General features: G+C 61.8%; 17 protein-coding genes. 12 read left to right on the top strand and 5 right to left on the bottom strand.

Features of this window, described 5'->3' with window-relative positions; genetic code table 11:
* Nucleotides 1-51: 51 nt before the first annotated feature.
* From NDI72_RS09655 to NDI72_RS09665, 3 genes are all read left to right on the top strand, one after another.
* Nucleotides 52-2355 (top strand): PAS domain-containing hybrid sensor histidine kinase/response regulator, encoded by a 2304-nt coding sequence (locus tag NDI72_RS09655; RefSeq protein ID WP_283800336.1) that lies wholly within the window; start codon nt 52-54, stop codon nt 2353-2355.
* Between the two features lie 201 nt (nt 2356-2556).
* Nucleotides 2557-3429, top strand: coding sequence for a l-ornithine N(alpha)-acyltransferase (gene olsB, locus NDI72_RS09660; protein WP_206994356.1), 873 nt, complete (start codon nt 2557-2559; stop codon nt 3427-3429).
* A 373-nt stretch (nt 3430-3802) separates the two neighbouring features.
* Nucleotides 3803-5524: an AIPR family protein gene (locus NDI72_RS09665; RefSeq protein WP_283800337.1), complete on the top strand. Its 1722-nt coding sequence runs from the start codon at nt 3803-3805 to the stop codon at nt 5522-5524.
* 276 nt (nt 5525-5800) lie between these two features.
* On the opposite strand, the gene NDI72_RS09670 is transcribed toward NDI72_RS09665, so the two are convergent.
* A complete protein-coding gene (locus NDI72_RS09670) occupies nt 5801-8086 on the bottom strand; it encodes an NADP-dependent malic enzyme (protein ID WP_113153949.1) in 2286 nt (761 codons plus the stop codon).
* 184 nt (nt 8087-8270) lie between these two features.
* Here NDI72_RS09670 and mutS point away from each other — a divergent pair, with 184 nt between their 5' ends.
* Entirely contained in the window at nt 8271-10964 is a 2694-nt protein-coding gene (gene mutS / locus NDI72_RS09675) for a DNA mismatch repair protein MutS (protein ID WP_283800393.1), read from the top strand.
* Nucleotides 10965-11141: 177 nt separating this feature from the next.
* Here the strand turns inward: mutS and NDI72_RS09680 are convergent, their stop codons facing one another.
* Together NDI72_RS09680 and NDI72_RS09685 are read right to left on the bottom strand one after the other, a co-directional pair.
* Complete coding sequence (locus NDI72_RS09680) at nt 11142-11432, bottom strand: GIY-YIG nuclease family protein (RefSeq protein ID WP_113153950.1); 291 nt, start codon at nt 11430-11432, stop codon at nt 11142-11144.
* A 255-nt stretch (nt 11433-11687) separates the two neighbouring features.
* Nucleotides 11688-12647 (bottom strand): small ribosomal subunit Rsm22 family protein, encoded by a 960-nt coding sequence (locus NDI72_RS09685; protein WP_283800338.1) that lies wholly within the window; start codon nt 12645-12647, stop codon nt 11688-11690.
* A 134-nt stretch (nt 12648-12781) separates the two neighbouring features.
* On the opposite strand from NDI72_RS09685, the gene NDI72_RS09690 reads away from it, so the two are divergent.
* The 6 genes from NDI72_RS09690 to NDI72_RS09715 all read left to right on the top strand — a co-directional run bounded on the left by NDI72_RS09690 (nt 12782) and on the right by NDI72_RS09715 (nt 21400).
* Nucleotides 12782-15580 carry a [protein-PII] uridylyltransferase gene (locus NDI72_RS09690; protein ID WP_283800340.1) on the top strand — a complete coding sequence of 933 codons (2799 nt, stop codon included), beginning with the start codon at nt 12782-12784 and terminating at the stop codon, nt 15578-15580.
* A 477-nt stretch (nt 15581-16057) separates the two neighbouring features.
* Nucleotides 16058-17626, top strand: coding sequence for a murein biosynthesis integral membrane protein MurJ (gene murJ, locus NDI72_RS09695; RefSeq protein WP_283800341.1), 1569 nt, complete (start codon nt 16058-16060; stop codon nt 17624-17626).
* Nucleotides 17627-17702: 76 nt separating this feature from the next.
* Complete coding sequence (locus NDI72_RS09700) at nt 17703-18896, top strand: acyltransferase family protein (RefSeq protein WP_283800343.1); 1194 nt, start codon at nt 17703-17705, stop codon at nt 18894-18896.
* A 72-nt stretch (nt 18897-18968) separates the two neighbouring features.
* Complete coding sequence (gene trpS, locus NDI72_RS09705; RefSeq protein ID WP_283800344.1) at nt 18969-20036, top strand: tryptophan--tRNA ligase; 1068 nt, start codon at nt 18969-18971, stop codon at nt 20034-20036.
* A 93-nt stretch (nt 20037-20129) separates the two neighbouring features.
* Nucleotides 20130-20621: a universal stress protein gene (locus tag NDI72_RS09710; RefSeq protein ID WP_113153955.1), complete on the top strand. Its 492-nt coding sequence runs from the start codon at nt 20130-20132 to the stop codon at nt 20619-20621.
* A 206-nt stretch (nt 20622-20827) separates the two neighbouring features.
* Nucleotides 20828-21400, top strand: a complete 573-nt coding sequence (locus NDI72_RS09715; protein ID WP_113153956.1) for a NifU family protein — start codon at nt 20828-20830, stop codon at nt 21398-21400.
* Between the two features lie 375 nt (nt 21401-21775).
* On the opposite strand, the gene NDI72_RS09720 is transcribed toward NDI72_RS09715, so the two are convergent.
* Nucleotides 21776-22399 carry a L,D-transpeptidase gene (locus NDI72_RS09720; RefSeq protein WP_113153957.1) on the bottom strand — a complete coding sequence of 208 codons (624 nt, stop codon included), beginning with the start codon at nt 22397-22399 and terminating at the stop codon, nt 21776-21778.
* 212 nt (nt 22400-22611) lie between these two features.
* Between NDI72_RS09720 and cueR the strand changes: the two genes are divergently transcribed.
* A complete protein-coding gene (gene cueR / locus NDI72_RS09725; protein ID WP_113153958.1) occupies nt 22612-23001 on the top strand; it encodes a Cu(I)-responsive transcriptional regulator in 390 nt (129 codons plus the stop codon).
* Between the two features lie 38 nt (nt 23002-23039).
* Nucleotides 23040-23540 carry an MmcB family DNA repair protein gene (locus NDI72_RS09730; protein ID WP_113153959.1) on the top strand — a complete coding sequence of 167 codons (501 nt, stop codon included), beginning with the start codon at nt 23040-23042 and terminating at the stop codon, nt 23538-23540.
* Nucleotides 23541-23543: 3 nt separating this feature from the next.
* On the opposite strand, the gene NDI72_RS09735 is transcribed toward NDI72_RS09730, so the two are convergent.
* The gene (locus NDI72_RS09735) at nt 23544-23987 is read right to left on the bottom strand and encodes a 2-hydroxychromene-2-carboxylate isomerase (protein WP_283800346.1); all 444 of its coding nucleotides are present in this window, start codon (nt 23985-23987) and stop codon (nt 23544-23546) included.
* Nucleotides 23988-24169: the final 182 nt, after the last annotated feature.

Here is a 24169-nt window from a genome sequence, read left to right on the forward strand (position 1 = left end):
CGAGCGATCCGCCAAAAGCTTCCGTAATTCCCGTCGCGTAAAGTCGCGGCCATGAAAAGGGCGGGGAAGCACATAATCGATCCAAAGCCGGCGAAGAAGCTCGCGACAGAGACGAAGCCACGCAAACGGATCCGCATCAAGCCGCCGGCGCTCGCGCCGGTGTCGCTTACGCTGCCGGTGCAGACGCATTACGGCGAGGTCGCGGTCGGGCTTGCCATCATCTTCATTGCCGGGCTCAGCCATTTGACGGGCGCTTCGCCGCTCATCAGCATGATGCTGGTGATCCTGGGCGGCATAGCGCTGGCGGTGGCCTTCCGCGCCTCGACCATGGACCGCCGGCTTGTCTCGGAACTGGCGGAGAAGGAAGCGGTCAATCGCGGCGAGCTGGAAGATCTGGCGGACCGCATGTGGGAGCTGCGCGAAAGCGAAGAGCGCTTTCACGGGCTGGTCGACGCGCTGGGCGATCTGATCGTGCATCGCGACCGGGGTGGCCGCATCGTCTATGTGAACCGGGTGTTCGCAGACCTTCTGGGCCGCGATCCGTCTTCGCTGATGGGGCACACGCTTAGCCAGCTTGGCATCGATATCGGCCTCGTGCCGGATGCGGCGTTTTCCGATGGCGAATGCCTGAGCTCCACCGATGTGGCGATCCACACGCGCAACGGCATTCGCTGGTATTCGTGGATCGAGCATTCGGTGCGCGACGACAAGGCGGACTCGGTCTCGCACCGCGCCATCGCGCGCGACATCACGGCGCGCAAACGGGCCGAGACGGCGCTGATCAACGCCCGCGAACGGGCCGAGCAGGCGAGCCGCGCGAAATCCAGCTTTCTGGCGACGGTGAGCCACGAGATCCGCACGCCGATGAACGGCATTATGGGCATGGCCACGCTTCTGGCCGACACGGAGCTGACGCCCGAGCAGCGCACCTATGTGGGGGCGGTTTCCACCTCGGCAAGCGCGCTGGTGGCGCTGATCGAGGATCTGCTCGACTATTCCAAGATCGAGGCAGGCCGGCTGGAGCTGGAGCCGCGCCGGCTCTCGGTTCATGAGATGGTGGAGAACGTGGTGGAGCTTCTGGCGGCCCGCGCCTTCGCCAAGGATATCGGGCTTGGCTGCTACATCGCGCCCGACCTGCCGAAGACGATCACGGCCGATCCGGGGCGTCTGCGCCAGGTGCTGCTCAACCTGCTCGGCAATGCGGTCAAGTTCACCGATGAGGGCGGCGTGACCGTGGCGGTGACGCGGGCGGAGAAGAACGGCCAGCCGGCGCTGCGCATTGCGGTGGCCGATTCCGGACCGGGCCTGGAAAAGGACGACATCAACCGCATCTTCAAGGATTTCGAGCAGGTGGATGGCAGCTCGACCCGCCGTCATGGCGGCGCGGGGCTTGGCCTTGCCATCACCAAGCGCATCATCGACGCCATGAACGGCTCCATCACGGTCGCCAGCACGCCGGGCGAGGGCTCGGAGTTCGCCGTGCTCCTGCCGCTTGGCGAGAGCGACGATGAGGGCATGCGCGTGGAGCCCATTCTGGAAGAGGTGAACGCGGTCATCCTCTCGCCCTTCACGCAGGAGGCGGAGACCATCGCCATGACGATCCGCGTCCATGGCGGGCGCGCGGCAATTGCCGCCAGCGCAGAGGATGCGGCGCGGCTGGCCGAAGATGGCGGCGCGCCGTTCAACACGGTTCTGGTGGACGCCTCGCTTGAAAGCGACGATGGCGCGCTGATCACCCGGCTGCATGGGCTTGGCGTGGGCGGCGGGCGCGCGCTCACCCTGATCACGCCATCGGAGCGCGGGCGTCTGGCGGCTTTCCGCGCCAGTGGCTACGGGGCCTTCCTCGCCCGCCCGGTGCGCTGCAACACGCTGGTGCGCCAGCTTCTGAGCGCGCATGGCGAAATCGCCTGGCCCGTGGCCGAGGCGGGCGAAGAGGCCGGCAGCGCGCCCCGCCCCGCGCACCGCAAGAACGGGCTCAACATCCTCGTGGCCGAGGACAACGAGATCAACGCCATGCTGGCGCGCGCCGCACTCGGCAAGGCCGGCCACCGGGTGCGCATCGTGTCGAACGGGCGCGAGGCGGTGGAAGCGGTGAACGACGAGGCGCATGCGCGCTACGATATCGTTCTGATGGATCTGCACATGCCGGTGATGGACGGGCTGGACGCCATCAATGCGATCCGCCGGCATGAGGAGGAAACGGGCCTTGCGCCGCTGCCAATCCTCGTTCTGACCGCCGACGGGCAGGAAGAAACCCGCCATGGCGTTCTGGCGCACGGGGCCAACGGGTTCGTCACCAAGCCGCTGGACCCGGATGAATTGCTCACCGCACTGGATATGCACGCGGTGGTCTGATACCTGCCTCTCGTGAATCACGACCTCGACGCCAGATCGTCGTGTGTTCATTCGGACGCACGAAGGACAATCACAAATAATGATGAAGCATCGGGATAACCGAAAACCGGATTCCACTTTTCGGTCCGATGCTTTAGTGTCACAGTTCTGTCGCAGCAGAGCAGTATTTCAGCGTCAACGCCACGCGGAGGAGTAAGAGCAATGCAGGGCATCGCGCTGAACCAGACCTCTTTGAACGATCGGGCCGCAGCGTCGCTGCTTGACGGCGCCGACGGTGCACTGCTCGGCCGCATCGGGCCGCTTGAAGTGCGCCTTGCCGGCAGCGAGCAGGAAGTCGCCGCCGCCCAGACCATCCGTTTCCGCGTGTTCTACGAGGAGATGGGCGCGCGCGCGCCGCAGGGCGGCATGGCCGAAGAGCGCGACATGGACGGTTTCGACGCCGTCTGCGACCATCTTCTGGTGCTGGACACCACGCTTCCGGGCAAGGATGTGGACCGGATCGTGGGCACCTACCGGCTTTTGACGCCGGAGGGCGCGCGTCGGGCCGGAAAGTTCTATTCCGAAGACGAATTCGCCATCGAAACGCTGATGGCCCGCCATGATGGCCGCCGCTTTCTGGAGCTTGGCCGTTCCTGCGTGCTGCCGGCCTATCGCACCAAGCGCACCATCGAGCTTCTGTGGCAGGGCATCTGGGCCTATTGCCGCAAGAAGCGCATCGACGTGATGATGGGCTGCGCCTCATTCCCCGGCGTGGTGCCGGCCGCCCATGCGGAGGCGCTCTCCTTTCTCGGGCATTTCTGCCAGGTGGAGGCCGATTGGCATGTGCGCGCTGTGGCCAGCCGCTATGCGCCGATGGATTTGATGCCGAAGGAAGCCATCCAGATGCGCACCGCGCTCGCCGCCATGCCGCCGCTGGTAAAAGGCTATCTGCGCCTCGGCGCGCGCTTTGGCGAAGGCTGCGTGATCGACCATGATTTCGGCACCACGGATGTGTTCGTGGTCCTGCCGGTGGAGGCGATCTCGGACCGGTATATCAATTACTACGGGGCCGAAGCGCAGCGTTTTGCGGCTTGAGGGGGGGGGCGCGCGCTGATGCGCGGCTAAAGCTGAGCGGCATTGAGGCCGGGTGATGCGTGAGGCGCGTCGCCCGGTTTTTTATATAGGGTGGCACATAGTTGAGTGTAAATGTTCCATCGGATAATTTAGGATTCGGATCTAGAATAATTTCCCTATTTCTTTTTTTTTTTGAATTTTATTCATGTTTCTGGAAATCTATTATCGATGCGGCGCTTCGTTAATAGGTAAGTCGGCTAAGTCGAATTTTATTGCTTTTTGAGGCACGTATGTAGGCGCTCTCATAACGCTATTGTTGAATGAGATGATTTCTATAAAATGTGTTTATGAGATTATACTTCTGGATAAGATAAAGCGGCGGGAGGCGAGCTCGATGGCAATGAACCCCATAGTCAGGGCCCAGCTTAAAGATTTCAAGAGTGCTAATCCAAGCGAAGAAGGAAGTGATAGCGAATTCTTCGAGGTTATGTCGATATTCGCAGTCGAGAATGGTATTCTCGGAGAGAATATTAATCCTTTCAGGGCGCATTTAAAAGGTGAGGAATTTGGGATTGACGGTATAGCTATCAGTGTTCAAGGAATACTGTGTGTCGATGAGGATGAAGCGTCTTCCGTACTATCCGTTGGGAAGAACCATGTTGGTTCGTTCCACATGTATCAATCAAAGATGTCAAATAAGCTCGATTATGGTCAGGTATCTAAGTTTCTCGACGCCGTTTATGACTTCTTCACGGACCTAAAGCTTTTAAAAGGGCCTCAGATTGACGATTTGGTGGGGGCCCGCGATCAGGTCTTCGCAGCGGCGACGCGTTCCAATCCAGATCTTAAGTGTTATTTTTGCACGACCGGATCTGGCGAGGTGTCTAGTGAGATAGATTCTCTCATACAGAAAAATAAGGAGCGCCTTAAAGAGCTTAATGTATTTGGTTCCATTGATATAATCTGTCTAGGAGCCCGGAGTATTCAGGAGGCTTTTCGCGCAGCGACCAATTCATCATCCGCTTCAATATTTTTTCCTAAGAACATAACTCTTCCTGAGCATTCAAGTGCAGAAGAGGCTTATATTGGGTATGTTACAGCGGATCAGGTTTTGGAGATGGCTTTGGGTGAGCCTGATAGTATCGGGGAGCGCCATATAAATAGAGCATTGTTTTACGATAACGTCAGGGATTTCAATCCAAATTCAGATATAAATAAGTCAATACTAAAAGAAATAGAATGTGGAGATCTTTCTTCTTTCGTTTTTAAGAATAATGGTATAACTGTTGTTGCGAAGAGTATTTCAAGGAAGGGGGATACTTTTAAAATTGATGACTATCAAATAGTTAACGGTTGTCAAACGACGAATATTTTGGCTCAGGCGCGTGATTCGGCAGGTGAAATTAGTGTTCCGCTACGTCTAATTGGGAGTTCAGACCCTGATTTTGTATCAAAAATTATTGTTGGTACTAACAAGCAAAACGAGGTGCGCGAGGATCAGTTCTGGGCTTTGCTTCCATTTATGAAAGATCTTGAGATTTATTGCTCTGGACAGGATGGGGACGAGCGAATACTTATAGAGAGACGTGACAACCAGTATCGGGATGTCGCGATCGAACGTACTAGGATCATGAAGCCGTCTGACCTCATGAAGGTGGCAGCTGCAGCTTTCTTCTTTCAGCCTAACCGTGCGGCCCGCGATCACAGAGGTATCCGAAAAGAGTTTTCGAAGAAAATTTTCCTCCGTAATCATAGCGTCGAACTTTATCACATGGCCGCATTGTCATTGTACAAGTTCGACTATCTCGTACGTACGTCCAGAGTTCCTAGAACGTTCGCGATCAACAAATTCTATGTGCTTTACGCATTGGTTCGCCAGTTTTGGACGATGCCGAACATTCTTGAGGCATCCGGTACGCAACGTTCTTCAGTTCATAGGTCGGTTATGAGCGTGATACGAGATAATAGTGCCTACGCAGCTCATATCGAAAAAGTATCAAAGCACATCGAGAAACTCATCGGCCAATCAGAGGCTAGGACGAGGGAGCAATTGCGTGATTTTATCAGGACTGAGAGATTTTCAGAGAACTTCACTCAAACCTACTTTATCAACTAGTAGATTTATATTCTTTGTGAAATCAGTAGGATAGGAGATGAGCGGGGGCGTAGCTTCGAAGTTCTTCGTACGCTAGGAAATCGATTTCGTATTGAAAGCGATGTCAAATGCGATCAGTCGCTATACAGCTAAAGATTGTTGCTTGCGCGCGCGTATCTCCTGGAACAATAGCGGCGGACCAATCTCATGGTCCGCCACCAGTTCAGGTCGCGCAATTTTGCGATTAATCTGTTGCAATTAGGGCTACGAGTGCCTGGATCTTGCCCCCCCCCCCAATCAAACCGCCGCGTTATACGCCGCAATCGCCGCCATGTTCACGATGTCCGAATCCTTCGCGTTCAGCGGAACGATCTGCACCGACTTGTTCAGCCCCACCAGAAGCGGGCCGATGACGGTGGAGCCACCCAGTTCCTGAAGCATCTTCGTGGAGATGGAGGCGGAGTGGAAGGCGGGCATGACGAGCACGTTCGCCGGGCCTGACAGGCGGCAGAACGGATATTGCTGCATCAGGCTCGAATTCAGGGCCACGTCTGCGGCCATCTCGCCGTCATATTCGAAGTCGACCCGGCGCTTGTCGAGCATCTTCACCGCTTCCTGAACACGGTCGGAACGCTCGCCCGGCGGGTGGCCGAAGGTGGAGTAGGCGAGCATGGCCACGCGCGGCTCATAGCCCATGCGGCGGGCCTGTCCTGCGGCCTCCTCGGCAATGTCGGCCAGCTCTTCGGCATTGGGCATGTCATGCACCGCCGTGTCGGCCACGAGCACGGTGCGGCCCCGGCACAGCGCCAGCGACACGCCGATGACCCGGTGGCCGGGGCGGGCGTCGATCACGCGGCGCACATCGTCCAGCACGGTCGAATAGTTGCGGGTCACGCCGCTCACCATCGCATCCGCATCGCCCAGCGCCACCATGGTGGCGGCGAAGTGGTTGCGGTCGTTGTTGATCAGGCGCTGCGCATCGCGGAAGAGATAGCCCTTCCGCTGCAGGCGCTCATAGAGATAGTCGGCATAGATGGCGTTGCGGCGCGAAAGCCGCGCATTGATGATCTCGATGCCGGATTTGGAAAGGTCCACGCCCGCGTGCCGCGCGGTCTCGCGGATCTGCTCTTCGCGGCCGACGAGAATGGCCGTGCCGAGCTTCTGGTTCACATAGGACGCGGCGGCGCGCATCACCTGTTCTTCCTCGCCCTCGGCGAAGACCACGCGCTTTGGCTGGCGGCGCACCCGGTCGTAGATGCGCTGCAGGGTGGAGGCGAGCGGATCGCGACGGGCGGAAAGCTCGTTCGTGTATTTCTGCATGTCCAGGATGGGGCGGCGGGCAACGCCGGAATCCATCGCGGCCTTTGCCACGGCCACCGGAACGGCGGAGATGAGGCGCGGATCGAACGGCACGGGGATGATGTAGTTGGGGCCGTATTTCGGGCGGTTGCCCTGATAGGCGGCGGCCACGTCGTCCGGCACGTCCTGGCGGGCTAGCTCGGCCAGCGCCTCGGCGGCGGCCACCTTCATCGCGTCGTTGATGGTGGTCGCGCGCACATCGAGCGCGCCACGGAAGATGTAGGGGAAGCCGAGAACGTTGTTCACCTGGTTGGGATAGTCCGAGCGGCCCGTCGCCATGATGGCGTCGGTGCGGATCTCGGCGACTTCCTCCGGCGTGATTTCCGGATCGGGATTGGCCATGGCGAAGATGATCGGGTTCTTGGCCATGGACTGCACCATGGCCGGCGTCAGCGCGCCCTTGGCCGAAAGGCCGAAGAACACATCCGCCCCTTCGAGCGCTTCGGCCAGCGTGCGCTTGTCGGTCTCCACTGCGTGGGCCGACTTCCACTGGTTCATGCCCTGCTCGCGGCCCTTGTAGACCACGCCTTTGGTGTCGCACAGGAAGACGTTTTCAGGCGCGAGGCCAAGCGATTTGGCAAGCTCGATGCAGGCAATGCCGGCAGCGCCGGCGCCATTGCAGACGAGCTTCGTCGTCTTGATGTCGCGGTCGGTGAGGTGCAGCGCGTTGATGAGGCCGGCAACGGCGATGATGGCGGTGCCGTGCTGGTCGTCATGAAAGACGGGAATGTCCATCAGCTCGCGCAGCCGGCTTTCGATGATGAAGCACTCGGGCGCCTTGATGTCTTCCAGATTGATGCCGCCGAAGGAGGGGCCGAGCAGCTTGACGCAGTTCACGAAGGCGTCGGCGTCTTCGGTGTCGACCTCAAGGTCGATGGAATCGACATCGGCGAAGCGCTTGAAGAGCACGGACTTGCCCTCCATCACCGGTTTGGAGGCGAGCGCGCCCAGATTACCGAGGCCGAGGATCGCCGTGCCGTTGGAAATGACGGCCACCATGTTGCCGCGCGTCGTGTAGTCGAAGGCGCGGCTGGGGTCTTCCGCAATGGCCTGAACGGGCACGGCCACGCCGGGCGAATAAGCCAGCGAAAGGTCGCGCTGGGTCGCCATCGGCTTGGTCGGCGTGATCTCGAGCTTGCCGGGTCTGCCGGTGGAGTGGAAGTCGAGGGCTTCCTGCGGGCTGACGGACGGTCCCTGGCGTTCGGGCTTGTTGCTGGCGGGCATGTCGGTGTGTTTCCTCCGGGAGACGGGCTCTGGCATGTGCTTTCTGTGGAGTTTTGCCAGTGACGGGTGCATAAGGCTACACTTTTGCCCAGTAAATGGCCAAGCAGTTTGAAGCTGTTGATTTGAAGCCAGTACAAAGCCAATGCAAAGGCCGGGGAGCCCTTCCTTGAACGACGAAACGCCCATGCGCCAAAAGGCGATGCAGGCCGCTGCCGCCGGGGCCACGCCGATGATGGCCCAGTTCATCGAGATCAAGACGGCGAATCCCGATTCGCTGCTGTTCTATCGCATGGGCGATTTCTACGAGCTGTTCTTCGAGGATGCGGAGATCGCCAGCCGGGCGCTGGGCATCACGCTCACCAAGCGGGGCAAGCATCAGGGCGACGACATTCCCATGTGCGGCGTGCCGGTGCACGCGGCCGACGATTATCTGCAGAAGCTGATCGGGCTTGGCCATCGCGTGGCCGTCTGCGAGCAGATGGAAGATCCCGCCGAGGCCAAGAAGCGCGGCTCCAAATCGGTGGTGAAGCGCGATGTGATCCGGCTGTTCACGCCGGGCACCATCACCGAGGAAAAGCTGCTCGATCCTTCAGAAGCCAACTACCTGATGGCCCTTGGCCGGGTGAAGGGCGGGGATGAGAGCCTGGCGCTGGCCTGGATCGACATTTCCACCGGCGCGTTCCGCGTTGCGCCCACGCGGCCCGACCGGCTTCTGGCCGATGTGCTGCGGATCGACCCGCGCGAGCTGATCGTGCCGGAAGCGCTCTATTACGACCAGTCCTACCGCCCGGTGTTCGACGTGCTGGGGCGGACGGCAAATCCACAGCCGGCAAACATGTTCGATTCCGCATCCGCCGAAATGCGCCTGACGCGCTTTTACGGCGTGGCGACGCTGGAAGGGTTCGGCCGGTTCTCGCGCGCCGAGCTTTCGGCCATTTCGGGCGCGGTCGCCTATGTGGAGAAGACACAGAAGGCGGAACGCCCGCCGCTTGGCCGGCCGGAGCGTGACGATGAGGGCGCGAGCCTGTTCATCGACCCGGCCACCCGCGCAAACCTGGAGCTTGGCCGCACGCTTTCGGGCAGCCGCGATGGCAGTCTTGCCAAGGCGATCGACCGCACGGTGACGGGGGCGGGCAGCCGGCTTCTCTACGAGCGGCTGATGTCGCCGCTCACCGACCCGGACGCGATTGGCGGGCGGCTTGATGCGGTGTCCTTTTTCCTGTCCGAGGCAGGGCTGCGCGACGATGCGCGCCGGCTTCTGAAAGGCGTGCCGGACATTGCCCGCGCTCTCTCGCGGCTGGCGCTCAACCGTGGCGGCCCGCGCGACCTTGGCGCGCTTGCCTCCGGCTTTGAGGCGGCGCATGGCGTGGCCGAGCTGCTTCAGGGCAGGGAGGTTCCCGCAGAGATCGCCGGGGCGCTTTCGGGCATTGCCGGCCTGCCGATGGATTTCGCGGCCCATCTCGACAGGGCGCTTTCCGATGAGCTGCCGCTTCTGAAGCGCGACGGCGGGTTCATCCGCGCGGGCTACAATGAAGAACTCGACGAGATGCGCGCGCTGCGCGACCAGTCGCGCCGGGTGATCGCCGAGATGGAGCGGCAGCTTTCCGAGGAAACCGGGGTCAAGTCGCTCAAGATCCGGCACAACAATGTGCTCGGCTACTATATCGAGGTGACGGCCAACAACGCGGCGGCAATGAACGGCACGGACGAGGCCAAGGCGCGCTTCATCCACCGCCAGACCATGGCCAACGCCATGCGGTTCACCACCACCGAGCTCGCCGAGCTGGAAACCCGCATCGCCAATGCCGCCGACCGGGCGCAGCAGATCGAGCTGGCGGCCTTCGAGAAACTGCTTGGAGAAGCCGTGGCGGCTGCCGACGCCATTCGCGCCGCCGCAGATGCGCTGGCGGTGCTCGATGTTTCGGCCGCGCTCGCCACGATTGCCGAGGCCGAAGATTATTGCCGCCCGCAGGTGGATGACAGTCTCGAATTTCACATCGAGGGCGGACGCCATCCGGTGGTGGAACAGGCGCTGCGCCGGCAGCTGGCCGAGCCATTCGTCGCCAATGACTGTGACCTGTCGCCAACGGGTGAAGAGCAGGCCGGCGCGATCTGGCTTCTCACCGGTCCGAACATGGGCGGTAAATCGACCTTCCTGCGCCAGAACGCGCTGATCGCGGTGATGGCGCAGATGGGCTCCTTCGTGCCGGCTGCCGTTGCCCGCATCGGCGTGGTGGACCGGCTGTTCAGCCGTGTCGGCGCATCCGACGATCTGGCGCGCGGCCGCTCGACCTTCATGGTCGAAATGGTGGAGACGGCGGCGATCCTCAATCAGGCGGGCCCGCGCGCGCTGGTGATCCTCGACGAAATCGGCCGGGGAACGGCAACGTTCGACGGTCTGTCCATCGCCTGGGCGGCGGTTGAGTATCTGCACGAGCAGAACCGCTGCCGGGCGCTGTTCGCCACCCATTTCCACGAGATGACCGCGCTTTCCGAAAAGCTCGGACGGCTCTCCAATGTCACCATGCGGGTGAAGGAATTCGAGGGCGACGTGGTGTTCCTGCACGAGGTGGGACGCGGCGCGGCCGACCGTTCCTACGGTGTGCAGGTGGCGCGGCTTGCCGGCCTGCCGCATGCGGTGGTGGAGCGGGCGCGCGAAGTGCTGCAGCAGCTCGAAGAGGGCGAGACCTCCGGCAAGGCGTCGAAGCTGATCGACGATCTGCCGCTGTTTTCGGTGGCGGCGAAGCAGGAAGCGAAAGCGTCGAAGACGCCGGATCGCGTTGGCGAGGAACTGCTGGCGATCAATCCCGACGACCTGACCCCGCGCGAGGCGCTGGACGCGCTCTATCGGCTGAAGCAGCTGGCTGCGCAGAAGTAGGTCACGCCGGGGCGGGCGTTCTGGCATGTGGCGTTCTGGCATGGATCCTCGGGTCGAGCCCGAGGATGACGAAGAGGGGTTTCGGGTTACCGGCAGATGCCATCCGCGCATAGGCGTTAAAAGAAGCTCGTCATCCTCGGGCTCGATCCGAGGATCCATGCCCTGCGCTTCGAAGCGTCAGGACCAGCCCCATCCACGCAAAAGCTCGTTCCACTCCGGGTTGGATTTCTCGATCAACTCAATCTTCCACTGACGAGACCAGCGCTTCAATGACTTCTCACGCTGGATAGCGTCGCGCATATCGAAGTGCTCCTCGTACCAGACAAGCCGGGCCACACCGTATCGACTGGTAAAGCCAGGCATCCGGCCCGTCTTGTGTTCGATGATGCGCCGCCCCAAATCATTGGTGACGCCGATATAGATCGTCCCACGTTTCTGGCTTGCGAGCATGTAGACGTAACCGGTCACGGAAAACCTCTCCGTTTCAACCGGGCAATATCACCTCAGCGGAAGAAGATCGGCAAGCGCATACACCCCGATCTTTCGCGCAACCGTGTCCCGCTTCCCCCCTCGTCATCCTCGGGTCAAGCCCGAGGATGACGAGTGTGTTTAGACGCTTGTTCGCAACCGTATCCGGGCCGGGGTGGAGAACATTCCTCCCTTCGTCATCCTCGGGCTTGACCCGAGGATCCATGCCTGAGCATCCCAACCCCTCCAGCGCCCCTAAAGCGCGTCGCCCCAGTCGGCTTTGCGGGCGGCTTTGAAGGTGCGGCCTTCGCGGCGGGTGACGAGGCGTTCGTCCAGTGCGCCGTCGCTGGTGCACAGTTTCAGGCGCACCATGCCGCTGGCCGTTTTGGGTGGGGCGAGCACGCGGTCGGGGCGGTCGTCGGGCGCATTGCGTGAAACCGCCAGATAGCTGAACTTCTCGTCTTCCCACGGCACTTCGCCGCCCTTGGCGGTGCGGTGCAGGCGCGAGCGTGCGACGCGGCGCGAGAAATGACACCAGTCGGGCGCTTTCACCGGGCAGGGCGCATGGTGCGGGCAGGGGGCCAGAATGTACCCGCCAAGAGCAGTCAGCCGGTCGCGCGCGGCAAGAATGCGCTGCCAGCCGGCTGGCGTTCCGGGCTCGACGATTACCAGCGTGTCGGCGGTCAGCGCCCAGAGGCGGTCGATCAGCGCATTGCGCGCTGCCGGGGCAAGCTCGTCCAGCACATAGCAGAGCGTCACGAGATCCGCCGGCGCGATGTCCGCAAGCCCGTCTTCCACGCTGGCTGCCTGCCAGTCCGTGTCGATGGAGAGCGCTTCGGCCAGTTTTGCACCGGCGTCACGCATCGCACGGCTGGTTTCCACCAGCGTGGCCGCACCGAGCTCCGGCCATTCGGCGCGGGCCGCCCAGAGCGCGGTTCCGGGACCGGCGCCCACATCGAGCAGGCGCGATGGCGCGAAATCCTCACGCCGCGCGGCCGTTTCCGAAAGGCACTGGCGCACGGCGGCAAAGGTGGCGGGCAGGCGGGTTGCCAGATAGGCCTTGGCGGCGAGCGCATCGCCCACATGCAGGCTGCCATCGCGGGTTTCGGCGCGGTAGCGCTTCGAAAGGCGCTGGGCAGCGCCCTGAATTTCGGAAAGCGACGTGCCTTCCAGAAACGCGTCGACTGCCTGGCGCAGCGGGGCGGGAAGCTCCATTTGAAACCCGTGTCCTTGGTGTGCGAAACCCGTGCGACATAGCGGCAGGGCGTCAGCGCTGCAACCGCATCTTTTGACAGTCGTTTCGCGGCGCGCGAAAACACGCTATACAGCGCCGCCAATCCGGGATGCTCATGGCCAAGGTTCCACTCAAGCTCGATCAGATCGTCGATGGCGCGGCATTGCGCGCCGAACTGGACAGTTTTGCAGAAAACACGGGCGGCTCAGAGCTGCGCTCGAAGGTGATGGCGACGCTGAAGGCGCACATCGCGGCAGGCCGCAAGGCGGCCGAAACCATGCTCATGAACGATGGCGGCGGCACGGCCTGCGCGGCGCGGCTGTCGCATTTGATGGACGTGGTGATCACCGAGCTGCACCACTTCGCCGCCACGCATGTCTATCCCATGCAGAACCCGTCTTCCGCCGAGCGTCTGGCGATTGTCGCCGTTGGCGGCTACGGACGCGGCACGCTTGCGCCGGGTTCCGACATCGACCTGCTTTTCCTGCTTCCCTACAAGCAGACGCCCTGGGGCGAGCAGATCGTGGAATATGTGCTCTACATGCTGTGGGACATGGGGCTGAAAGTCGGCCACGCCACCCGCAACATCGATGAGTGCATCCGCCAGGCGCGCACCGACATGACGATCCGCACCGCGGTTCTGGAAGCGCGCTTCATCTGTGGCGAAAAACCTCTCTATGAAGAGATGGTCACCCGCTTTGACGAAGAAGTGGTGAAGGACACGGGCGCGGAATACAGCCAGGCCAAGCTCGCCGAGCGCGACCTGCGCCACGCCAAGGCGGGCGAAAGCCGCTATCTGGTCGAGCCGAATGTGAAGGACGGCAAGGGCGGCCTGCGCGATCTGCACACACTGTTCTGGATCGGCAAATATTTCTACCGCGTGCGCCGCGCGGAGGATCTGGTGGGGCAGGGCGTTTTCACCCGCAAGGAATATCTCCAGTTCCGCAAGGCCGAGGATTTTCTCTGGGCTGTGCGCTGCCACATGCACTTCCTCACCGGCAAGGCGGAGGAGCGGCTGCATTTCGACATTCAGCGCGATATCGCCGAGCGGCTTGGCTATATGAGCCATCCCGGCCTCTCGGATGTCGAGCGCTTCATGAAGCACTACTTCCTGACGGCCAAGGGCGTGGGCGACCTGACGCGCATCTTCTGCGCAGCGCTGGAGGAGGAGCAGGGCAAGCATGTGCCCGGCTTCAACCGCTTCTTCATGAATTTCTCGCGGCGGCGGCGCAAACTTGCCGGCACCAGCGATTTCATCGTCGACAATCACCGCATCAACGTGGCGGATGAAGGCGTTTTCGAGCGCGATCCGGTGAACCTGTTGCGGCTGTTCTGGTTCGCGGACCGGCACGGGCTCGAATATCACCCCGAGGCGCTGAAGCTGCTCACGCGCTCGCTGAAGCTGATCGACCGCAATCTGCGGCGCGACAGGGAAGCCAATCGCCTGTTCATGGACGTGCTGACGTCAGACCGCGATCCCGCGCTCAACATGCGTCGCATGAACGAGGCCGGCGTGCTCGGCAAGCTCATCCCCGATTTCAACAAGATCGTGGCGATGATGCAGTTCAACATGTACCACCACTACACGGTCGACGAACATCTGATCCGCTGCATCGGCGTGCTTTCGGAAATCGAGCATGGCGACGGGGAGAAGCTGCATCCGCTCTCGCACTCGCTGATGCCGTCGCTGAAATCGTGGCGCGAGGTGCTCTACACCACGGTGCTTCTGCACGACATCGCCAAGGGGCGGCCCGAAGACCACGAGATCGCGGGCGCGCGCATCGCCCGCAGGCTGTGCCCGCATATGGGGTTCGATCCCAAGGAAACAGAGATGATCGCCTGGCTGGTGGAACATCATCTCGACATGTCCATGGTCGCCCAGACGCGCGATCTGAACGACCGCAAGACGATTCAGGATTTTGCCGACAAGGTGCAGTCGGTGGAGCGGCTGAAACTGCTTCTGGTGCTGACCGTGTGCGATATTCGCGGCGTCGGCCCCGGCGTTTGGAACGGCTGGAAGGGGCAGCTCCTGCGCACGCTCTATTATGAAACCGAAGTGCTTCTGACCGGCGGTTTCTCGGAAGCCTCGCGCGCCACCCGCGCCGAGGAAGCACGCCTGCGGCTTGCCGCAGCCCTTGCAGAAAACGGCTGGCAGGAAAAGGAGATCGAGGACTATCTCGGCCTCCATTACTCGGCCTATCTGCTCGCCGTCGATCTGGAAGACCAGTTGCGCCATGCGGATTTCATCCGCGAAGCGGAGAAGGAAGAGCGTCCGCTTGCCACCATGGTCAAGCCGCACACATTCGAGGCGGTGACCGAGATCACCATCTTTGCGCCCGACCATCCGCGTCTCCTGTCGATCATCGCAGGGGCGTGTTCGGCGGCGGGGGCGAACATTGTCGATGCGCAGATCTTCACCACAACGCATGGCCGCGCGCTGGACACGATCCTGATCAGCCGCGAGTTCGATTTCGATGCGGATGAGCGCCGGCGTGCGGAAAGCGTGCGCAGGCTCATTGAGGATGTCCTGTCCGGCAAGTCCTACCTGCCCGAGGTGATCGAGAAGCGCGCAAAGCCGCGCCGTGGCACAAAGGCTTTCCGGGTTCAGCCACGGGTGGAGATCGGCAACACGCTGTCGAACCGTTTTTCCGTGGTGGAAGTGAAGGGGCTCGACCGGCCGGGCCTGCTTTCGGAACTGACCGAAACGCTTTCCGACCTGTCGCTGGACATTGCCTCGGCGCACATCACCACCTTTGGCGAAAAGGTCATCGACACGTTCTACGTCACCGATCTGACGGGCCAGAAGATCGTCAGCGCCGACCGGCTGGAGGCTATCCGCACGGCTCTTCTCAAGACGCTGGAGAGCAGGGTGGAGCGTCCGGCAAAGGGCAAGTCGCAGGCGGCTGCCGAATGAACGGGGTGGTGGGCTTTATCTCGCAGGGTGGCGGGGGAGCAGTGTTCCGGCATGGATCCTCGGGTCAGGCCCGAGGATGACGAAGGGTGGGGCCGTGAGGGCGAGCGCCTGAGATGATGGCGGACGCCTGAGGGGCGCGAAAATGGCCGGGGCTGACGATGGTGGCCCGGGATGACGCGGGAGCTCAGAGGACGATGAAGGTGGTTCGGGGTGAGGAAGAGCGTCTGACCATTGCGAAAAAGGCCGGGCTGATGATGGTGGTCCGGGATGGTGCAGGAGCCCTGAGGATGACGAAGAGGGAGCGAGGATGACGAAAAGGGGTGGTGTTTGCCGGCGTTTGGATGCTGTGCCGCACAGGCCACCCATGACGTTCGTCACCCTCGGGCTTGACCCGAGGGGCCATGCCAGCGCATCTCAGCGTCACCATCGTTCCAATTGCAGCCCCTGTCCGGCCCCCATTTTCAGGTCTTTCCATCCATGAGCCTTATCGGAAAATTCGCCAGCGTTGGCAGCGCCACCATGGCCAGCCGCATTCTCGGCTTTGCGCGCGAGGCGCTGATTGCCGCCGCCATCGGCGTTGGTCCGGTGACGGACGCCTTTTACGCCGCGTTCCGCTTTCCGAACCTGTTCCGGCGGCTCTTTGCCGAGGGTGCGTTCAACACCGCCTTCATCCCGCTTTTCGCCAAGGAGATGGAGGGCGGCGGCGTGGAGGCCGCGCGCCGGTTCGGCGAAGATGTGCTGGCCGTTCTGATGACGGTGCTTCTGGCGCTTTCGGCGGCGGCGATGCTCGCAATGCCGTTTCTGGTCTCCACCATCATCGCACCGGGCTTTGCGGCGTCGCCGGAGAAGTTCGATCTGACGGTGGTCATGACGCGGATCATGTTCCCCTATCTGTTCTGCATGTCGCTGGTCGCCATGTTCTCCGGCATCCTCAATGCGATGCGGCATTATTTTCTGGCCGCGCTGGTGCCGACGCTGCTCAATGTGATCCTGATCGGCGTTCTTCTGGCCGCACTCTTCTGGGAGTTCGATCCGCGTCAGACGGGTGTATGGCTTGCCTGGGGCGTGTTCGCGTCTGGTCTGGCGCAGCTCTTTTTCCTCATTCACGGCGCGCGGCGGGCAGGCTATTCCATGCGGGTGCGTCGCCCGCGTCTCACGCCGGGCGTCAAGCGCCTCCTGGTGCTGATGGCGCCAGCGCTCCTGACCGGCGGCATCATGCAGATCAATCTTCTGGTCGGGCAGATCATCGCCTCCACGCAGGAAAACGCCATCGGCCTCCTGAACTTCGCCGACCGCATCAACCAGTTGCCGCTGGGCGTGATCGGCATCGCGGTGGGCGTGGTGCTTTTGCCAGAACTTTCGCGCGCGCTGAAGGCCGGCGATCAGGCCGACGCACAGCATTTGCAGAACCGGTCGATGGAGTTCGCGCTGGGGCTCACATTGCCGGCCGCCGTCGGGCTGATGGTGATGCCGGCGCCCATCGTCGCTGTTCTTTACGAGCGCGGCCAGTTCACCGCCATCGACACGGCGATGACAGCTGCGGCACTCGCCGCCTTTGCCAGCGGCCTGCCGGCCTATGTGCTGACCAAGGTTTTTCAGCCGGCCTTCTTCGCGCGTGAAGACATGCGCACGCCGATGTGGTTCTCGCTGGTCACGGTCGTGGTCAACATTGCGGCGAGCCTGCTTTTCTTCCCCGTCTATGGCCATGTGGCGATTGCCGGGGCGACGGCGCTTTCGGCATGGGTCAATGTCCTGCTTCTGGCGGCGACGCTCTGGTGGCGGGGCGATTTCCGGCCTTCGCCCGTCACGCTCAGGCGGATCACATTCATGCTGGTTGCAAGCGTGGTGATGGGAGGCGTCGTGTGGGCGCTGCTCGCGGCCCTGCCGCAATTCGTCGGCCACGATCTGCTGATCGTGCGCATTCTCACGGTCGCCGCCATTGTCGGTGTGGCGGTGGTCGCCTATTTCGGCGTCGCCCTTCTCACGGGCGGCATCGACCGGAGCGAGCTTGCCCGCGTTGCGCGCCGCCGGCGCAAAAACGCCTGAGACCGCTCATCCCTCTCATTAACGGAATTCGAAGGCGGTGCGTGTAGCATCGCCTTTGCCATTTCGGGGGAGAGGCATGCAGCAACGGCTCTACTATATCGATTTCCTGCGCGTCTCGGCGTTCATGCTGCTGATCGTCTACCATGCGTCGGTGGCGTTCTTTCCGGACATGAAATGGCTGATCGAAGCGCCGGAAGGCAGCGCCGCGCTGTCGCTGATCATGAAGTTCCCGCGCGCCTGGCGGCTGGCGCTCCTGTTCTTCGTGTCGGGCATGGGCACGTGGTTCGTCTATCGCCGCTGCCACGATCTCGGCTTCCTGACGGGCCGGTTCATGCGGCTTTTCCCGCCGCTGATCTTCGCCATGTGCGTCATCATCGTGCCGCAGGTCTGGTATGAGCGCATGTATGAAGATGGCTATCAGGGCTCCTTCCTCACCTTCTGGGTCACGCGCTATTTCACCGAAGGCAAATATCCAGACGGCAATTTCACATGGGCGCATATGTGGTTCGTCGCGTATCTGCTGGCGATGACCTTCGTCTGCTATCCGGTGTTCCGGCTGATCGATCAGCCCTTCATGAAGCCGGTGAATGACTGGTTCCAGCGGGTCGCCGCATCGGGGTGGGTCTATCTGCTTTTCCTTCTACCGCTCGTGCTCAACCTCGCGCTGTCGCCCATTTTCCCGCGCCAGACCAATTCTCTCTACAATGACGGGGCATGGTTTGCGGTGTGGGCCAGCTGGTTCGGGCTCGGTTTCCTCTTCGCGCGCTATCATCAGGCGCTGATCGGCAATGTAATCGCCCTGCGCTGGCGAAGTGCTGCGCTCGCCACGGCGCTGACTGTGGCGCTTTACCTCTTCTCCTGGACGGGCGCGGGCGGGTTCTCCATTGGTGATTACGAGGCCATGACGCCGCTCTTCAAGACGCTGCTCATGGCGCTTGCCTGGGCGATGATCCTGACGCTGTGCGGCTTCTCGGCCAGATATCTGAATGCACCGAGCGCCGTTGTCGCATGGCTCAACCGCAAGGTCTTCCCGCTCTACATCGTGCATCAGACCGTGGTGGTGGCGGCGCTTTACTACGTGCTGCCGCTCGGGCTCGATGTCTGGACCGAATATGCGCTGGTGCTGATCGCGACGTTTGCAGGCTCCTTCCTGTTCGCCATCGCGGCCGAATGGCTGCCCGGCCGCACGGGCCTTCTGGTGGGGCTTGCGCCGCGCGGCAAGGCGCTTCCGGCCGGTGGCGCGGAAACGCAATCGGCCCGTGGGGCTTGATTGCCGGTTTCGCGTCGTTCATAAGCCAAGGCGCGCGGTTTTCGCGCTCCAAAAGGCATTCAGGAAAGATCCATGAGCGAATTCAAGGAGCTCGTCTTCTCCGGCGTTCAGCCGACGGGCAATCTTCACCTCGGCAACTATCTGGGCGCGCTGCAGAAGTTTGTGGCGTTGCAGGACAGCCATGAGTGCATCTATTGCGTCGTCGATCTGCACTCGCTGACCGCGACCATGGCGCATGCCGATCTGGCCGACCAGACGCGCTCGATCACCGCCGCCTTCCTGGCGAGCGGCATCGACCCGAAGAAGAACATCGTCTTCAACCAGAGCCAGGTTCTGCAGCACGCCGAACTCGCATGGATCTTCAACTGCGTTGCGCGCATCGGCTGGATGAACCGCATGACGCAGTTCAAGGACAAGGCCGGCAAGGACCGCGAGAACGCCTCGCTTGGTCTGCTCGCCTATCCGAGCCTCATGGCCGCTGACATTCTCGTCTACCGCGCCACCCACGTGCCGGTGGGCGACGACCAGAAGCAGCACCTTGAGCTGACGCGCGACATTGCGCAGAAATTCAACAACGACTTCTCCCAGCGCATTGCCGAGCTTGGCTATGGGGTGGAGATGGAAGTCGGCGAAGAGAGGGTGAACGGCTTTTTCCCGCTCACCGAGCCGCTTATCGAAGGTGCGATCACGCGGGTGATGAGCCTGCGCGACGGTTCCAAGAAGATGTCGAAGTCGGACCCGTCCGACCTGTCGCGCATCAACCTGACCGACGACTCCGACGCCATCGCCAAGAAGATCCGCAAGGCGAAGACGGACCCCGAGGCCCTGCCGTCCGAGGTCGATGGTCTGGCCGATCGCCCCGAGGCTCAAAACCTTGTCGGCATCTATGCCGCGCTGTCCGGCGTCTCCAAGGCCGATGTGCTGTCCGAGTTCGGCGGTCGCCAGTTCTCCGAGTTCAAGCCGGCTCTGGCCGAACTTGCCGTGGACAAACTCGCCCCCATCGCCGGCGAGATGCGTCGCATCCTGGCCGACCCGGCCTATATCGACGGCGTTCTGCGCGAGGGCGCGGGCCGGGCGCGCGAAAAGGCCGAGACGACCATGAAGATGGTGCGTGAAATCATCGGGCTCATCGACGGGTGAGCCCCTTTTACGCATCGTCTTGCCGAAACCCTTTCGCGATGGCAGATTGCGCGGAATGGGGCGGGGCACTCGCCTGCAACACAGGACGTGTGAATGGTCTCTAAGCGACTGATCCGCGAGGCAGGGCACCGCCGCAAGTTCCTTGCCATCATCGATGACACTCCCGAATGCGAACGGGCCGTGGCCTATGCGGCGCGGCGCGCCCAGGCCACCAGCGGCGCGCTCGTCCTTCTCTTCGTGATCGAGCCGGGCGATTTTCAGCACTGGCTCGGCGTCGAGCAGATCATGCGGGAAGAATCGACCGCGACGGCAAACGCCGCGCTCGACACCCACGCCACCAAGGTGCGCGAAACGGTCGGCATCGAGCCGGAACTGGTGGTGCGTGAAGGCGCATCGGCCGACGAGATCCACAAGCTGATCGAAGAGGATCAGGACATTGCGATCCTGGTTCTGGCAGCCGGCAGTTCCAAGGAAGGGCCGGGTCCGCTCGTCTCCTCCATCGCCGGGAAAACGGCCGCGTTCCCGATTCCCGTCACGGTCGTGCCGCAGAATCTGAGCGACGAGGAAATCGAAAGCCTGGCATAGGGGCGGGGCGCTTCCCATATGTGCTCCGGAGCGCCGGACCGAAAGCGGCCCCCGTTTTCGGCTGTTCCGATGCTTCCCCAGTGGTTCGGGTCGTCTTTTCTGCGTCGGCATGGCGCAGGGCGGTCTGGCCACATGCATGCTTGAATGCGGCAGGCTTTCTGCTTATTTTAGAATTATTCCAAGAAACGCCAGATCGGAAAGTTACAATGTTCATTCAGACCGAAGCGACTCCCAATCCCGCGACGCTGAAATTCCTGCCTGGCCGTGTTGTTCTTGAAGAAGGCACCGCCGATTTCCGTCAGGCGGAAACGGCCGCAGAGGCATCGCCTCTGGCAGAGCGCCTCTTTGCCGTGCCCGGCGTGACGGGCGTGTTCTACGGCTACGACTTCATCACGGTCACGAAGGAAGACGGTCCCGACTGGCAGCATCTGAAGCCGGCCATTCTCGGCACGATCATGGAGCATTTCATGTCCGGTCAGCCGGTCATGGCCACGGGCGGTCCGGGCCTGCCTGCCTCCGAGGATGGCGAGTTCTACGACGAGGCCGACGAGGCCATCGTCTCCACCATCAAGGAGCTTCTGGAGACGCGTGTGCGTCCGGCTGTGGCGCAGGATGGCGGCGACATCACCTTCCGCGGTTATGAGAAGGGCACGGTTTTCCTGCACATGAAAGGTGCCTGCGCCGGTTGTCCGTCTTCCACGGCGACGCTGAAGCACGGTATCCAGAACCTTCTGCACCACTTCGTGCCGGAAGTCCGGGAGGTCGAACAGGTCGTCTGACCCCTCCTGGGCGCTCTCTTTTTCGCACGATGTTTGGATTCAATAGCGAAAACGCCTCATTCAATGTTCTTGCGCAATTGCGGGCACCGTCTTCGAGGCCCCCTTCTCCCCGCGTGCGGGGAGAAGGTGAGGATGAGGGGCGAGCGCCAGCTTGCGCGAACCCACAACATGGCGGGATTTTCATACGCGGCGTCAGCCCCTCATCCCCCTGCCGGGACCTTCTCCCCGCGTGCGGGGAGAAGGAAGTCGTCATCCGGCTGGAGCGCCCTTTGTGCATCCGAAGCGCTAAGGATGGAGAGATACGAAAAAACCGGGCTCTGAGGCCCGGCTTTTTTCAGGGTCGACCAAGGCCGACCCCTGTTGCTGAGACGGTTACTACCGCTTAACGATTACTTTAGCACCAATTTCGGTACGGTTGTAAAGGTCGATGATGTCCTGGTTCATCATTCTGATGCAGCCGGAAGACATTGCCTTGCCGATCGAGCGCCATTCCGGCGTGCCGTGCAGGCGATAGCCCGTGTCGCCGCTGCGGTTGAAGAGATAGAGCGCGCGCGCGCCAAGCGGGTTGGACAGGCCGGGCGGCATGCCGCCGCGCCATTTCGCCAGCTCGGGCTGACGGCCGATCATGGCTGCGGGCGGGGTCCAGGTGGGCCATTCGCGCTTCATTGCAACGCGCGCCGTTCCGGACCACTCAAAACCTTCGCGGCCAACGCCGATGCCGTAGCGCATGGCCTTGCCGTTTTCCTGCACCAGATAGAGGTACTTGTCCTTGGTATCGACGATGATCGTGCCGGGCTTTTCCTTCGTCTCGTAGGAGACGATCTGGCGATGATATTTTCGCGGAACCTGGCTGATCGGAATGCGCGGCAGCTGGTAGCCCGCATCCTTCACCGTACCGTAGTCGGAGGTGAACACCTTGAGAGGCCCACCCGTCGTGCACCCGGCAAGAGCGGTTGCAAGTCCCAGTGCCGCAGCCACGACGATTGATTTGAATCTCATATGTTCCCCCGGTCCCCCAATTTGTTAAGTGTGCCTGAATTGCGCCGCACTTTGACCATCATTCTTAAATTCCTGGTTAATGAAATGACAAGATTTGGATGCGTCTTACGTTGCGTAATCCCGTTATTGCCGCGTGATATTGCAAACGCGCAACACAATCCCCAGTTTCAGATGGCGGAATTCAGCAAGCGTGGAAGTTCAGGAGACGTGTCATGAACGTTGGCGAGGCGGCCCGTCGTTCGGGCCTACCGGCAAAGACGATTCGCTATTACGAAGAAATCGGCCTTGTTTCGCCGGCGCGGGCCGGAAACGGTTACCGCGATTACAGCGATGAAGACCTGCACTTCCTGACCTTTCTGAAGCGCGCGCGCGGTCTCGGCTTCGCCATCGAGGAATGCCGCCAGCTGATGACGCTTTACCGCGACAAGCACCGGGCGAGCCACGATGTGCGCGGCATCGCCATTTCGCATGTGGTGGCAATCGACGAGAAAATTGCGGAACTGCAGGCCATGCGCGCCACGCTGAGCAAACTCATCAATGCCTGCCATGGCGACAACCGGCCCGATTGTCCGATCCTGGACGATATTGCCGGGGCGCAGTGACGCTTCAAGAGGCTCACCGTTGATGGCATAATATTTCCATGCCGATCATTTCACCGATTCCCGTCAACCCGCTGGCCGATGGTCGCCAGTCGGAACGCGCCATGGTCATTCGCCGGGGCGTGCAGCGCCTGCTCATCACCATGGGCGCCGTTGTTCTGCCGGAGCTGACGCTCGCAACCGGCCGGCGCGCCGATCTCGTGGCGCTGACGAAGAAGGGCGACATCTGGATCATCGAGATCAAGTCGTCAGTGGAGGATTTTCGGGTGGACCGGAAATGGCCGGATTATCGCCTGCACTCCGACCGCTTTTTCTTCGCCACCCACCCGGAAGTGCCGGCGGAGATTTTTCCCGAGGAATGCGGTTTCATCCTGTCGGACGGTTATGGCGCGGAGATCCTGCGCGAGCCGGACGAGCACCGCCTTGCCGCCGCCACCCGCAAGGCGATGATGCTGCGCTTTGCGCGGGCGGGGGCGGCGCGTCTCACCGCTGCGGAACTTGCGGGCATCGACGTGCCGCTGGCCGAGGGTGAGACAGGCTGAGGCTTACGGCGTGATCGGCTGACGGCCTGTCGCAAGTGCATGGTCGAGATACTCGACGCGGTCCTGCCCGAAGAAGGCCTCGCCGTTCAGCACAAAGGTGGGCACGCCCACCGCGTCGGCCTCTACGGCGTCCCTGGTGTTCTGCGCGCGGATTTCGGCAATCGCCTCGCTTTGCGCCTTCTCCAGAATGGACGCGGCGTCGAACTTCTCCAGTTCCAGATATCTGGTCAGCGTGTCCGGGTCGGCAATGTTTTCCTCATTGGCCCACACGGCGGCGAACACGCGCTCCATATAGCTCAGCGGATCATGGCCCTCTGCCGCTAGTGCTGCGATCACGCGGTCGGAAAGCTCCGGGTCGACGGGCCAGTGTTTGGGCGTCTTGTTGATCGGCAGGCCGCGAAAATCGGCGATGCGCTGGATCTCCACCAGCCGCTGGCGCTGGCGCACCGGGGGGGCGCCTGGGCGGGGGAACCGCGCCGGAGATCTCCCAGACACCCATCAGGTTAATCGGCTTCACGCGCACATCCGCTCCATGCTTGGAAAGCACGGTGCGCAGAGCCTGGTGGCCGAGATAGGTGAAGGGCGAAGCGGAAGTGAAGTAATAGTCGACGGTCGCTGTCATCGATGTC

This window comes from Nitratireductor sp. GZWM139, from assembly GCF_030068685.1.
GTDB lineage: Bacteria > Pseudomonadota > Alphaproteobacteria > Rhizobiales > Rhizobiaceae > Nitratireductor > Nitratireductor aquimarinus.

Coding starts and splice junctions, on each gene's coding strand:
- NDI72_RS09655 (WP_283800336.1), top strand. CDS start 52: ATGAAAAGGGCGGGGAAGCACATAATCGATCCAAAGCCGGCGAAGAAG.
- olsB (WP_206994356.1), top strand. CDS start 2,557: ATGCAGGGCATCGCGCTGAACCAGACCTCTTTGAACGATCGGGCCGCA.
- NDI72_RS09665 (WP_283800337.1), top strand. CDS start 3,803: ATGGCAATGAACCCCATAGTCAGGGCCCAGCTTAAAGATTTCAAGAGT.
- NDI72_RS09670 (WP_113153949.1), bottom strand. CDS start 8,086: ATGCCCGCCAGCAACAAGCCCGAACGCCAGGGACCGTCCGTCAGCCCG.
- mutS (WP_283800393.1), top strand. CDS start 8,271: ATGCGCCAAAAGGCGATGCAGGCCGCTGCCGCCGGGGCCACGCCGATG.
- NDI72_RS09685 (WP_283800338.1), bottom strand. CDS start 12,647: ATGGAGCTTCCCGCCCCGCTGCGCCAGGCAGTCGACGCGTTTCTGGAA.
- NDI72_RS09690 (WP_283800340.1), top strand. CDS start 12,782: ATGGCCAAGGTTCCACTCAAGCTCGATCAGATCGTCGATGGCGCGGCA.
- murJ (WP_283800341.1), top strand. CDS start 16,058: ATGAGCCTTATCGGAAAATTCGCCAGCGTTGGCAGCGCCACCATGGCC.
- NDI72_RS09700 (WP_283800343.1), top strand. CDS start 17,703: ATGCAGCAACGGCTCTACTATATCGATTTCCTGCGCGTCTCGGCGTTC.
- trpS (WP_283800344.1), top strand. CDS start 18,969: ATGAGCGAATTCAAGGAGCTCGTCTTCTCCGGCGTTCAGCCGACGGGC.
- NDI72_RS09710 (WP_113153955.1), top strand. CDS start 20,130: ATGGTCTCTAAGCGACTGATCCGCGAGGCAGGGCACCGCCGCAAGTTC.
- NDI72_RS09715 (WP_113153956.1), top strand. CDS start 20,828: ATGTTCATTCAGACCGAAGCGACTCCCAATCCCGCGACGCTGAAATTC.
- NDI72_RS09720 (WP_113153957.1), bottom strand. CDS start 22,399: ATGAGATTCAAATCAATCGTCGTGGCTGCGGCACTGGGACTTGCAACC.
- cueR (WP_113153958.1), top strand. CDS start 22,612: ATGAACGTTGGCGAGGCGGCCCGTCGTTCGGGCCTACCGGCAAAGACG.
- NDI72_RS09730 (WP_113153959.1), top strand. CDS start 23,040: ATGCCGATCATTTCACCGATTCCCGTCAACCCGCTGGCCGATGGTCGC.